The 13,086-nt window shown below is 45.8% G+C and carries 9 protein-coding genes; all 9 read left to right on the plus strand.

Annotated features, from left to right (window positions below; genetic code table 11):
• Positions 1-20 precede the first annotated feature (20 nt).
• The 9 genes from purT to H1230_RS11880 all read left to right on the plus strand — a co-directional run bounded on the left by purT (position 21) and on the right by H1230_RS11880 (position 12,979).
• Positions 21-1,211 carry a formate-dependent phosphoribosylglycinamide formyltransferase gene (gene purT, locus H1230_RS11840; protein ID WP_239715655.1) on the plus strand — a complete coding sequence of 397 codons (1,191 nt, stop codon included), beginning with the start codon at positions 21-23 and terminating at the stop codon, positions 1,209-1,211.
• Positions 1,201-1,665 (plus strand): GNAT family N-acetyltransferase, encoded by a 465-nt coding sequence (locus H1230_RS11845; protein WP_239715656.1) that lies wholly within the window; start codon positions 1,201-1,203, stop codon positions 1,663-1,665. Before purT ends, H1230_RS11845 begins: the two co-directional genes overlap by 11 nt.
• Before the next feature lie 179 nt (positions 1,666-1,844).
• Positions 1,845-3,494: a response regulator gene (locus H1230_RS11850; protein WP_239715657.1), complete on the plus strand. Its 1,650-nt coding sequence runs from the start codon at positions 1,845-1,847 to the stop codon at positions 3,492-3,494.
• 3 nt (positions 3,495-3,497) lie between these two features.
• Positions 3,498-5,333 (plus strand): sensor histidine kinase, encoded by a 1,836-nt coding sequence (locus H1230_RS11855; protein ID WP_239715658.1) that lies wholly within the window; start codon positions 3,498-3,500, stop codon positions 5,331-5,333.
• Positions 5,330-6,352, plus strand: a complete 1,023-nt coding sequence (locus H1230_RS11860; RefSeq protein WP_239715659.1) for a substrate-binding domain-containing protein — start codon at positions 5,330-5,332, stop codon at positions 6,350-6,352. Before H1230_RS11855 ends, H1230_RS11860 begins: the two co-directional genes overlap by 4 nt.
• 149 nt (positions 6,353-6,501) lie before the next feature.
• On the plus strand, positions 6,502-7,572 hold the full coding sequence (locus H1230_RS11865) for a galactose ABC transporter substrate-binding protein (RefSeq protein WP_239715660.1): 1,071 nt from the start codon (positions 6,502-6,504) through the stop codon (positions 7,570-7,572).
• Between the two features lie 160 nt (positions 7,573-7,732).
• Complete coding sequence (locus H1230_RS11870; protein WP_239715661.1) at positions 7,733-9,241, plus strand: sugar ABC transporter ATP-binding protein; 1,509 nt, start codon at positions 7,733-7,735, stop codon at positions 9,239-9,241.
• A gap of 59 nt (positions 9,242-9,300) precedes the next feature.
• Positions 9,301-10,308, plus strand: coding sequence for a galactose/methyl galactoside ABC transporter permease MglC (mglC, locus tag H1230_RS11875; RefSeq protein ID WP_239715662.1), 1,008 nt, complete (start codon positions 9,301-9,303; stop codon positions 10,306-10,308).
• Between the two features lie 709 nt (positions 10,309-11,017).
• Positions 11,018-12,979 (plus strand): WG repeat-containing protein, encoded by a 1,962-nt coding sequence (locus H1230_RS11880; RefSeq protein WP_239715663.1) that lies wholly within the window; start codon positions 11,018-11,020, stop codon positions 12,977-12,979.
• The last annotated feature ends 107 nt before the right edge of the window (positions 12,980-13,086 follow it).

The following is a 13,086-nucleotide window of genomic DNA, read 5'->3' on the forward strand; positions in this document are numbered from 1 at the left end:
AAAAGAGGTTGATATCGACAATGTGGGGAGCTCCTTTTTCAGCTCAAAGCCATAAGCTGCTGCTGCTGGGCAGTGGGGAACTGGGTAAGGAAGTCATTATTGAAGCTCAACGCCTTGGCGTAGAGACCGTAGCGGTGGACCGTTACGATAACGCACCGGCGATGGGTGTAGCCCATCGTTCTCATTGTATTGATATGTTGGATGCTGAGGCACTGAAAGCCCTGATTCGTGCCGAGAAGCCGGATGTTATCGTACCGGAGATTGAGGCCATTGCTACTCAAGCTCTCCAGGAACTGGAGGAAGAAGGTTTCTTCGTTGTCCCAACCGCACGTGCGGCTCGGCTGACGATGGACCGGGAAGGTATCCGTCGGCTTGCTGCCGAAGAGCTTGGACTGCCGACAGCGGCTTACCGCTTCGCGGATAGTCTGGACGAATTGCGCCATGCTGTGGACGAGCTGGGTACACCTTGTGTAATTAAGCCGATAATGAGCTCCTCCGGTAAAGGTCAAAGTATTTGCCGTAAACCGGAGGATGCCGAAGATTGCTGGAACACTGCGCTTGAGGGAGCACGAGCCAAAGGAACACGTGTTATCGTGGAGGCGTTCGTTACCTTTGAGAGTGAAATCACGCTGCTGACAGTGCGCTCAGTATCTGGAACAATCTTTTGCCCGCCTATCGGACATATTCAAAAAGACGGCGATTATGTGGAATCCTGGCAGCCGCATCCGATGGATGACACTTTGCTGGCTGAAGCACAGTCGATGGCCAAAGCAGTAACCGATCAGCTCGGTGGCCGTGGTATTTTTGGAGTGGAGCTGTTTCTTACAGCAAATGGCGTATTGTTCAGTGAAGTCTCTCCTAGACCTCATGATACTGGCATGGTGACAATGGTTACACAAGATTTATCGGAATTTGCCCTGCATGTCAGAGCGATTCTGGGATTCCCGCTAGATTCAGTACAATTGCTGACCCCAGGCGCTTCAGCTACGCTGAAGGCAGAAGGTGAAGGACGAGCCTTTGTTGTTTCCGGACTTGGTGAGGCGTTGGCACTTCCACGTACTCAGGTTCGAGTGTTTGGTAAACCGGAAGTCCGGCCTGGACGGCGGATGGCAGTAGCCTTAAGTACAGCGGAAGATGTGGAAATCGCGCGGACGACAGCCAAGCAGGCAGCGTCTATGCTAACAGTGGAGGTATATGAGGATGAACAGTAGTATTGAAGCACCAGTACTGCAAATTCGCAAATGCGGCATGAATGATCTGGAGATAGTAACAAAGCTTCTACGGGAATTCGGCTATCCAACAACGCTTAGCGTGATGAAAGAGAGAATGGAAGGCATGGAGAATGACCCTTTCCATTGCACACTTGTTGCTGAATTAAATAACGAAGTTGTGGGAATGATCGGACTCAGACAGGTAAAGTCTTATTACAAACAGCAGGATTGTATTACAGAGATTACCGCTCTCATTGTATCAGAGGAATGCAGAGGCAATGGTCTCGGTAAAAGACTTGTAGCCTCTGCAGAAGAATGGGCTCGTCAGCAGGGCTGCTGCCAGCTCTTCCTGAGAAGCGGCAACCGTGTAGAGCGCGCACCAGCGCATGCTTTTTACCGTCACATCGGATTCGAAAAGACAGCAGGCTACCGCTTTAACAAAGCATTGCTGTAGAAACTTTATACGTAACCGATCATCCCCATCCCGGCATAGGCGGGATGGTTTTTTTTGTAATATAAGAATTAAAACCCGTTCTGATGATGCGATAACTTAACTTAAACATAGATTGCAGGGGTTGAATCATATAGAATGGTTTTATTACAATTCAAACAATGTTCAAAGAGGGATGATGCATGTATAAATTAATTCTTGTTGAAGATGAAGAAGACGTAAGAGAAGGAATCGTCGGACAGATTGACTGGGAGCATTATGGCTTCGAAGTCGTAGATCAGGCGGAGAACGGTAGAGAAGCTGCGGAGTCCATTGACCGCTTGCTGCCGGATGTTGTCGTCACTGATATTCAGATGCCTTTCATGAACGGACTGCAGCTGGCCGAATGGATTCGCAATCACCACCCCAATACCAAGATCATTATTTTGACAGGTTATGATGAATTCGAATATGCACAACGGGCTATTAAGCTGCAGATTGATGAATATATTTTAAAACCCTTCTCTTCGCAGGAATTGATTGACATCCTCTTAAAGGTCAGAGCGACAATCGAAGCGGAAATAGCAGAGAAAGAAAATGTATTTGTATTAAGCGAACATTACCGCAAAAGTCTTCCTGTTCTGCGTGAGCAGTTCTTGTCCTCCCTCGTTTCTCGTAGATTGCCTCCTTCGGAAATTGCTGAGAAGAGTATGGAATATGGAATTATGCTTTCAGGGGAGTTGTTCCAGGCCTCGGTAATCCGCGTGGATCATATTCGTACAGATGGAGAATCAGATTTACCCTCGGGTAAGCCAGTTTCATTGCGAGATACCGGTGACCGGAATTTGCAATTGTTTGCGGTGCTGAATGTTGCAGAGGAAATATGTAACAAGCATCGCTTCGGCAAAGTTTTTATTCATCGTGATGATGTGGTTATGCTCTCAATCAGAGAGGATAAAGATGAAGCTGAGATTACACGGATGACGCTGGAGATTCTGGAGGAAATTCGCCTCAATGTACAGCGCTTTCTAAAGCTTACTATAACTGCTGGCACTGGAACGGTCTGTGAGACTCCCGCGTTGCTCTTCCATTCTTTCGGGGATGCACTGCAGGCGCTGGATTATCGTCTCATTCTTGGTAATAATAGAGTGATCTGGATCGAAGACGTGGAGTCACGGTCTAACCGGATGCTGGATTATGATGAGTTGAGCCAGCAGTCTTTAATGCGAACCATTAAACTGGGAACGGCGCAGGAGCTCAAAGAAGTGGTTGAGGAGTTGTTCAGCGGACTGGATGCCGCTCAAGTATCTACACAGGATTATCAGATATTTCTGCTGGAGATCATCACTTCAATCCTGCGAGTGGCCAAAGAATCGGGTAGTGAGACCACAGAGTTCATTGGCTCTGGTATATATTCACTCACTGATATGCATAAGTTTAATAATATGAGTGAAGCTAAGCAGTGGATTATTACGGTTTGCAGCCAGCTCATGGATACCATAGCTTCGGAACGGCAATCGAGCTACAAACAGCTTATTGATCAAGCGAAGGAATATATACGCAGTCATTATGAGGAATCTGACATTTCCATCGGCAGAGTCTGCCAGCATTTGCATATCAGTACAGGCTATTTTAGCAGTATCTTTAAAAAAGAAATGAAAATGACGTTTGTTAGCTATCTCCTGCAAATCCGCCTAGAAGCAGCGAAAGAGCTTTTGCGTTCCACAGAGCTGAAAGCTTTTGAAATTGCCGAAAAAATAGGCTTTGCCGATCCCAACTATTTCAGTTTTTGCTTTCGTAAGAAATATGGACAATCACCTAAAGAGTATAAAAATAGCTCCAGAGGAGGATAGTCCATGCCTAAGGAAAAGGCTTTTTTCTTTCCATTGCGGCCGCAGCGGCGTAAGGGAAACAAGATAAGGATTTCCTCCAAGCTGCGCAGCATCCAGCTTATTATTACGTTTACCTTTACGACGGTCACTGTACTTGTAGCAGTGATCGTTAGTATTATGCTGTACAACAAGTTTGCCAAGACGGCCGAAGCGAATGCCAATCTGAACATGCAGCAGATTATTGAACAGGTCAATTACAACCTGGAGCTTTATGTGAATGGGATGCGGAACATTTTTGAAACAGCAGAAGGGCAGATCACCAATAGTTCCTCTGTAGACTCAGCACTTCTAAGCGAGAGAATAGGCATGCTGATGGGCAGCAGAGAGGATATCGTATCTGTTGCCGTTTTTACGCCACAGGGCGGTTATGTCATTGGCACTCCAGGTCAAGATATGCGTCTGAATACTCAACTGGACACCCAGAGTTGGTTCACTTCGGCTAAGAAGACATCGGAAGTTGCCTTTTCAGCTCCTCATATACAGAATTTGTTCAAGGGTCGTTACACTTGGGTCGTTTCCGTAAGCAAGCTAATTCAATATCGGGAGAACGGTGAACTGAAAACCGGTATTTTGCTAATTGATTTTAACTTTCGCACCATTGATGAATTGAGCAAGCAGGTCAAACTTGGCAAAAGAGGATACGCCTACATCCTCGATTCATTAGGTAACATCGTATATCATCCACAACAGCAGCTTATATACGCAGGCTTGAAGTATGAGAATGTCGAGCCTGTATTGGAGTATGCTTACCGCAGTTATCTGGACGAGTCCACTGGCGAGAAACGTTTTATTACCGTGCGCACTTTAGCTCAGACGGGCTGGAAAATTGTCGGTGTGGCTTATTATGATGAGATTGTGACGACAAAACGTGATCTTAACCAGTTCTTAGCCTGGTTCCTGTCAGCTGTCATCCTAGGCGTAATTATTGTTTCCATTCTCTTGTCAGCACTTATTGCCAGCCCGATCCGGAGACTGGAACGTACAGTTAAACTGGTAGGAGAAGGTGACCTCTATACTCCGATTAATGTCAGAGGGGCCTATGAGGTTGAACAGCTGTCCAAACGATTTAACCTGATGCTGCAGCGGATTCGCCAGTTGATGGATCAGATTATTTATGAACAGGAGACCAAACGCAAGGGTGAGCTTGAAGTGCTGCAGTCACAGATCAACCCGCACTTTTTGTACAATACGCTCAACTCGGTCATCCGACTTGCCGAACGGGGTAAAACAGAGGAAGTAGTAACGATGATTCAGTCGTTATCCAGATTTTTCAGGATTAGTCTGAGCAAAGGGAAAAATATTATTACGGTACAAGAAGAGTTGGATCATATACGGCACTATCTGGTCATTCAGAATATTCGCTTCAAGAATAAATTTCGCTATAAAATTACGGCCCAAGAAGAAGTGCTGCAACTGCAGACGATTAAGCTAATCCTGCAGCCGATTGTCGAGAATGCACTTTATCATGGGATTGAAATGATGCCTGATGAAGGCTTTATCTCTATTAGTGCAGAGCTGCGCGATGAGCTTATTGTCATTGTGATCAGTGATAATGGGCTAGGCATGTCGCAGGAAACCATGAAGCTTATTCTGACTGGCGGTAATAAGAGCGGAAGTGGTTCCGGTGTTGGCGTCAGAAATGTGAATGAACGGATTGGACTTTATTATGGGCGTGAATACGGACTTACATTTGAGAGTGAGATTGAGGAAGGAACAACGGTGACTATTACCTTCCCAGCACTGAAGAATCAGGAGAATTTGGACAAACCAAAGGAGAAGGAGGATGAGACATCTGCATGAAGACAAAACGGTTTTGGCTTACATTGCTGATGTGTGCGGCAGTATGGACCACAGTTACTTCCTGCTTTAACTCGGCTCCGGATTATATTAGCACGAACAAGACCCGCAATATTCATATGATTGTGAAAATGAACAAGGGGGATTACTGGAATACAGTTAAGCTGGGAGCGGAAGCAGCTGCTCAGGAATTTAATGTCAAGCTGACGTTCAAGGCTCCTGATTCAGAGAGTGACATTGATGAGCAGATCGGCATGGTGCAAGCTTCTATTAAACAGAAGGCGGATGTCATTATATTGGCGGCCAGCAGCTACATGGGGTTGGCCCAGGTGGTGGATCAAGCCGCTTATTATAAAATACCCGTAATTTCAGTAGATGCAGAGGTTGGTTCAGCGAGAGTTAGAACCTATGTAGGATCGAATGGTTATGAAGCAGGGCAGAAATCTGCAGAAAGACTTATAGAGCTGTTGAATGGATATGGGGAAATCGGTATTATCAATTTTACAAATTCATCTCTGAACGAACAGCCGGAATCAACGAGCCCTGTTGATTATGGTGCACGGGACGCAGATGAACGGGAAAGAGGCTTTTTGAATTATGCCGCCCGTTATCCGAATGTTCAAGTTGTTGAAATTTCCTACACCTCTTCTAACATTACAAATGCTGAGGATCTTACTCAACTGATGCTGCTGAAGCATCCTAAGCTGCGCGGGATTGCGACTTTAAATGAGACGGCTTCGCAAGGCGCTGCAAAGGTCATAAAAAGCTTGGGAATGAACAATATAAAGATGGTTGCTTTTGATAGTTCACCTTCGATGATGGAACTGCTGCAGGAAGGGACCGTTCAAGCTACAGTGATTCAGAATCCGTTCAGTAACGGATATTTAGCTGTAAAGTATGCTGTTGAGGTTATTGAAGGCATGGATGTTCCTGAACGTGTAGATACTGGAACGAAGCTGATCGATCTGGATAACATGCTGTGGCCCGAAAACCAGAAATTGTTATTTCCCTTTGTCAGATAGTTAGGGATCCTGATAGTGTAGGAGAATTTTCATAAAAAAGAGTAGGATTTTATATTCGCAACCGCTTTCACGTAGGGCATAATAAGGATGTACCCGGGACAACCTGGGGCGAAACAAAAAAAGAAACATAAATCAGGAGGTCAATTAATATGAAAAAAATCACTTCCGTTTTACTTGCAAGTGCTTTGCTGGGTGCTGCTCTTGCAGGCTGCGGCGGCAACAATAATACCGCAAACACAGCAAACTCCGGTACAGCTACAAATTCCGCGAATGCTGGAAAAACTACTGAGCTGCCTAAAGTCGGTGTTGCTATTTACAAATTCGATGACACGTTCATGACTGGTGTTCGCAACGCAATCGAAACAGCTGCTAAGGATGTTGCAACAGTAGATATCGTTGATAGCCAAAATTCCCAACCCACCCAAAATGACAAGGTTGACTTGTTCGTAACTAAGAAATATAACGGCATGCTGATCAACCCGGTTGACCGTACAGCTGCAGGCGTTATTATCGATAAAGCAAAAGTAGCTAACATTCCGGTTGTATTCCTCAACCGCGAACCCCTTCCTGAAGATATGAAGAAATGGGATAAAGTTTATTATGTAGGCGCTAAAGCAGAAGAATCCGGAACAATGTCTGGACAACTGATCGTTGATTACTGGAAAGCACACCCTGAAGCTGACAAGAACAAAGACGGAGTGCTTCAATACGTAATGCTTAAAGGCGAACCAGGACACCAAGATGCTGAACTGCGTACAACCTACTCCATTCAAGCTATTGAAGATGCCGGCATCAAAGTTGAGAAATTGGCTGAAGATACTGCAATGTGGGATCGCGTAAAAGGTCAAGAAAAAATGGCAGCATTCCTCGGCTCCCACGGCGACAAAATTGAAGCTGTTCTTGCCAACAATGATGACATGGCACTTGGTGCTATCGAAGCTTTGAAAGCTGCTGGATATTTCGTTGGCGATAAATTCATGCCTGTAGTAGGTGTGGATGCAACTGCCCCTGCTGTTCAAGCGCTGAAAGATGGCACTATGCTAGGAACTGTCTTGAACGATGCTAACAACCAAGGTAAAGCAGCTATTACTGTTGCCGCACTGCTTGCAAAAGGTGAAACACCTACGAAAGAAAATGTTGGCTTTGACATCACTGACAACCAATATGTGTGGATTTCCTACAAGAAAATCACCAAGGACAATGTTGCTGACGTTAAATAAATTCTCTCTAATACAAATACAGACACAGATACAATCCTAAATTAAATGAGTTTACCGGGGAGCGGTTAATCGCTTCCCGGAATTCCTTTCGGATAGGGAATAGGATGGAACCGCTGTGCCTCTCATGTAAACAGAAAAAAAGTGTAGGAGGCGTAACAACATGGCTGAAGCTGAGTTTTTGCTGGAAATGAATAATATAACAAAAGAATTTCCCGGCGTAAAAGCACTGGACGGAGTAAGCATAAAGGTTAGACCGGGTTCGGTTCATGCTTTGATGGGCGAAAACGGTGCTGGTAAGTCAACACTCATGAAATGTCTCTTTGGTATTTACTCACCGGATGCCGGTGAAATATTTCTGGATGGCGAGAAGGCCTCCATTGGTAGCTCGAACGATGCGCTTAAGAACGGAATCTCTATGATTCACCAAGAACTGCATCCTGTGCCGTTCCGCAGTGTAATGGAGAACATCTGGTTAGGACGTTTTCCGACCAAGGGAATCGGACCGATTCAGTTTATTGATCACAAGAAAATGTATACTGACACGGAAAATCTATTTAAAGATCTGGATATTGATCTAAACCCCGAAACTTTGGTGGGCAAGCTGTCTGTATCCAAAATCCAATCCATTGAAATCGCGAAGGCTGTCTCCTTTCATTCCCGCGTTATTGTAATGGATGAACCTACTTCTTCCCTCACAAGCGTGGAAGTACAGCATTTATTCCGAATTATTCGGGATCTGCAAAAAAGAGGCGTAGCTATTATTTATATATCTCACAAAATGGAAGAAATTCTGGAGATTTCTGACGAAGTTACAATCATGCGTGATGGTAAAAAAATTGGCACATGGCCAGCGGAAGAATTGACTACTGACATCATCATTTCTAAAATGGTCGGTCGCGATTTGACCAATCGTTTCCCTGAACGCTTTAACGTCCCAGGTGAAGTGTACATGAAAGTTGAAGGTTTAACTTCACCTGAGCCAAGATCCTTTAAGGATGTTACCTTTGATCTGAAGCGGGGCGAAATTCTCGGCATTGGCGGCCTGGTCGGTGCTCAGAGAACAGAGGTTATTGAAGCACTGTTTGGTCTGCGTGCTGTCAAGTCAGGAACGATCTCCATTAAAGGTAAACAAGTCAAAATCAACTCTCCCAAGGATGCAAAGGCCCATGGTATGGCTTTGCTTACTGAAGAACGTCGTGTAACGGGTATCTTCCCAGTGTTATCGGTGCATGAGAATGCGGCGATTGCTAATCTTGATCGTTATCAGAAACCTTACCTGCTGCTGGATGGCAAGAAGAAGAAGGTAGAAGTAGATAGAATGATTGAGAAATTGCGTACCAAAACACCTACAACTAAGACGTTGATTATGAATCTATCAGGTGGTAATCAGCAAAAGGTACTACTTGCGAGATGGTTGCTTACCGAGCCTGAAATCCTCCTCTTGGATGAGCCGACTCGCGGAATTGACGTTGGAGCCAAGTTCGAGATATACATCATTGCCGATTTGGCGAAGCAAGGTAAAAGTATTATTATGATCTCTTCTGAAATGCCAGAACTGCTCGGAATGTCCGATCGTGTAATGGTGATGTCGGAGGGTAAACTCACAGGTATACTAGAAGGCGGACAAGCTACGGAAACCGAAGTTATGCGTCTCGCTGCACAGCACTAGGATAGGAATAAATTATGTTTACGAAGTACTTCGCGTAACTTTAAGGGGGAACACTACTAATGAACGCTAAAAAAGCTCAAGCTTTTGTTACTCAGAACGCTATTTATATCGTATTGGTACTTCTAATTATGGGTATTGCTTTATATGAACCAGCCTTTATCTCTGTAAATACTTTGCGTGATATCCTGATTCAATCGTCTACGCGGATTATCATCGCGCTTGGGGTTGCTTTTATCCTCATTACAGCAGGTACTGACTTGTCTGCAGGCCGGGTCGTAGGTTTCACAGCGGTTATCTCCGCTTCTATGCTGCAAATTCCAGACTATTCACGTCGTTTCTATCCAGATCTGCCACATGTGCAAGTATGGCTTCCGATTCTCATTGCCATTGTTGCTGGTCTCCTCTGTGGTCTGGTCAATGGTATTATCGTTTCCAAGCTTAATGTTCCGCCATTTATTGCCACACTCGGCACAATGGTTATCGTATACGGATTGAATTCCCTGTACTTCGATATGGATCCGAACCAATCGCAACCTATCGGTGGTCTGCGTCCTGACTTCACTAAAATTGGTTCGGGATTCTTCGGCAGTGGGCAATATTCTATACCATACATCGTCATCATAGCCTTGGTCGTCGCCGCCATTGTCTGGGTCCTGTTTAACAAGACCAAGCTGGGCAAGAACATGTATGCTATCGGCGGCAACATGCAGGCTGCTAAAGTATCAGGTATCGACGTTTCCAAGAACCTGATCTACATCTATGCTATCGCTGGTGCTCTTTATGGTCTGGCTGGTGTACTCGAAGCTGCAAGAACAGGTGGAGCAACTAATAACTATGGTAACATGTATGAACTTGATGCCATCGCAGCTTGCGTAGTCGGCGGTGTCTCCACCACAGGCGGTATCGGTACTGTTCCGGGCGTTCTGGTCGGTGTTATCATCTTTACCCTCATTAACTACGGTCTGACCTTTATCGGCATCAGCCCATACTACCAGTTGATCATCAAAGGTTTGATTATCATCGCTGCGGTAGCGTTCGATATGCGTAAGTATTCTTCGAAGAAGTAATCAGGGCTCGCTGACATGTTCGTAACTGCGGGGAACTTTTGGACTTCCGGCCGCTGTTGTCTCCAGATTGTCTGAATTTTACCTTAGCGGTAACAATCCGGAGACAAAGGCGGTCGCTATCGCTCCTACAGTTCCAAAATTCCCCTTCGTTACTCCCCATCACCTCGCTTAAGCAGGTGTAGTACCAAAAAGCGTTTGCGACATACAGCAAACGCTTTTTGTATTTCGATTGCTTCGCTCCGAAATGATAACCTTCGTAAGCAAAACCCTAGTTACTTAAGGATTGGTTGGTTAGATGTGCTACATAGCTGGTTGTGCAAGTTACTTAAAGGCTTTTTTCAAGTGAGGGAACCGCCACTTGTAAAGCCCGAAAACACCCCTCCCAAAAGGGTGTTTTCGGGCTTTTTTTCTCGAAAGGGAAGGGGTACTGGGGTAAGTGCGGGCACGCTGAAAGGCAGCGGAGAGAACGGAATGATTGCGTACAAGCGGCAGCGGTCGCCTTTGTCTCCAAGTTTCAACCGCCTAGCGGTTCAATCAGGAAACTTGGAGACAACAGCGATGGGAGCAACGTTCCGTTCTCGGAGCGTCCACCGGAGCATCAGCCTAGCACGCCAGCACAAGTACCAGCTCCCTGCACGATCAAAAAGCACAAAAACCACCCTCCCCCATAAACTATAGGCAAATGCCTTTGTTAAAGGGGAGCGACTGCATGTTGAGGATTCGATTGAATGAGCTGGGGGACGGGAATGAGAACGGCCTGTTACAGGCTGATGTATGGAAATGGGATGGGATTGGCTGGAATGAATATGTTTCGCAGCAAGATGAGGATTTCATCCGTGCGGAGGATGATCTGTTTGTAACGATTCCCGCAGAGTCGGGTTTGTACCGTGTTGACTATTCCAGAAGTCCTTTTGAGACGTTATTCGTGCTGCCAGCGGGAGAGGGAAACGAGCTGCGTACAACGGCACTGCATCCAGCCCCCTTTAAGCTGAAGGAGGGTACACTGTGGGGGTATATCAATGATGTGGGGCTTACAGTGATTGAGCCCAGATACGAATATGCCGAGGATTTTCAGGAAAATGGGCTAGCTATTGTACAGACTAAAGGGGGCAGTGGCCTGATCGACAGCTCAGGTCGGGAGAAAGTAAAACCAGTCTATTCCTTTATAGCTCCTTTTTCGGAAGGACGCGCAGTGGTATCTGACCTTAAAGGGTATACCTTCATTGATGAAAGAGGGAAAGAAGTGACTTCGGCGCGATATGATTATCTGAACTCTCTGCATGAGGGGCGCGCTGTATTTTCCCATCAGAGTACAAGCGGACCCTCCCATTATGGATATCTGGATCCGCAAGGTAAAGAAGTACTGCCTGCTATTTATTTAGATGCGGGAGATTTTATGAACGGGATGGCACTGGTCAAGATTGCGGATGGCGAATATGCACTTATTGATCCTGAAGGTCAACGTCTGCACACTTATAATTATCCTTTTGTGGGCAACCCGGGAGATGCCCTGCTTTCATTTCAGGCGACGGAGAACGGCAAGTACGGCTATCTCCACACAGATGGCACAATCGCCATTCAACCGCAGTTCACGGCGGCCTTACCCTTCTCCGAAGGCAGAGCGGTGATCAATACGGCAGAGGATTATGGCAACGCCTATGGTTTGATAGATAAGCAAGGCAAAGCTATTATTCCAGCAAAATACTATGAGGTTCTACAACTGGGTGAGGAAAGGGTAGCACTCGGCACTCCAATGTATCCCAATCAGCCGTACCGTGGTTCACGTTATGTCATTGCTGATGCGAAAACTGGAAGAATTCTGAATAACCATGCTTTGCTGGGAGTTAATAATTATCAAGAGGGCCTGGCTTCGGTTTATGATGCCAAGGAGACTTATTTTATCGATAAAAGTGGCAGCCGAGCCGCTCAGCCTCCTGTAGTTCCGGGTTCAGGAACACTCTCTTTGAACGGTCCTTTAATTAGAGCGGATGTAGATCTGCGTACAGCCTACTATGACCGGAGGGGTAAGCAGGTATGGAGACAGAATGGTGTCATCCCGCTGAGACCCCCATATTCAGTCCTAGAGAAGAAATACAAGCCAAACAGTGACTATCTGGTCTATTATCCGGTTGTTGAAGGAATCGCCAATTCGGCGGTCTCCAGTGAAGTTAATGCTAAACTGCGGAAGCTTTCACTGGCTGAAGGAGCGGGAGGTGGCGGGGCATCAACAGAGTTCAGCTACACTGGAGATTTTGCCGTATCGTTTTTCCGCAAAAACCTCCTGGTGCTGGAGCTGAATGGTTACCGCTTCCCCTTTGGAGCTGCACATGGCATGCCGTCAAGAATCTATACGCATATTAATTTGCGCAATGGCAGATTCTTTGGGCTTAGCGACTTGTTTAAGCCAGGTAGCAGATACGTCGCGAAGCTGAGTGAAATCGTTGGCAAGCAGATTGCGAATGATCCACAATACTCTTACGTATTTCCGGATACCTATAAGGGAATAACCGCTGATCAGCCTTTTTTTGTGGATCAAGAGGCGCTTTATCTTTATTTTGCACCCTATGAGATTGCTCCTTATGCGGCCGGCTTCCCGACCTTCCGTATTCCTTATGCAGAGATTATGGGGCTTATTTCGACCGAAGGGGAGTTCTGGCAATCCTTTCATTAAAATACAAGACCACAACCTGGTGGATATAAGAATCTTCCTCAGCTACAAAGAGGAGGATTTTTTATTGCCTGATTTGCTATAGGAAATGCCATTCATGGCTTGATTTA

Source organism: Paenibacillus sp. 19GGS1-52 (genome assembly GCF_022369515.1).
GTDB lineage: Bacteria > Bacillota > Bacilli > Paenibacillales > Paenibacillaceae > Paenibacillus_AQ.

Bases quoted from the DNA above. Each gene is read 5' to 3' on its own strand.
- H1230_RS11880 (WP_239715663.1), top strand. From the start codon at position 11,018: ATGTTGAGGATTCGATTGAATGAGCTGGGGGACGGGAATGAGAACGGC.
- H1230_RS11865 (WP_239715660.1), top strand. From the start codon at position 6,502: ATGAAAAAAATCACTTCCGTTTTACTTGCAAGTGCTTTGCTGGGTGCT.
- H1230_RS11845 (WP_239715656.1), top strand. From the start codon at position 1,201: ATGAACAGTAGTATTGAAGCACCAGTACTGCAAATTCGCAAATGCGGC.
- H1230_RS11850 (WP_239715657.1), top strand. From the start codon at position 1,845: ATGTATAAATTAATTCTTGTTGAAGATGAAGAAGACGTAAGAGAAGGA.
- H1230_RS11860 (WP_239715659.1), top strand. From the start codon at position 5,330: ATGAAGACAAAACGGTTTTGGCTTACATTGCTGATGTGTGCGGCAGTA.
- H1230_RS11870 (WP_239715661.1), top strand. From the start codon at position 7,733: ATGGCTGAAGCTGAGTTTTTGCTGGAAATGAATAATATAACAAAAGAA.
- purT (WP_239715655.1), top strand. From the start codon at position 21: ATGTGGGGAGCTCCTTTTTCAGCTCAAAGCCATAAGCTGCTGCTGCTG.
- H1230_RS11855 (WP_239715658.1), top strand. From the start codon at position 3,498: ATGCCTAAGGAAAAGGCTTTTTTCTTTCCATTGCGGCCGCAGCGGCGT.
- mglC (WP_239715662.1), top strand. From the start codon at position 9,301: ATGAACGCTAAAAAAGCTCAAGCTTTTGTTACTCAGAACGCTATTTAT.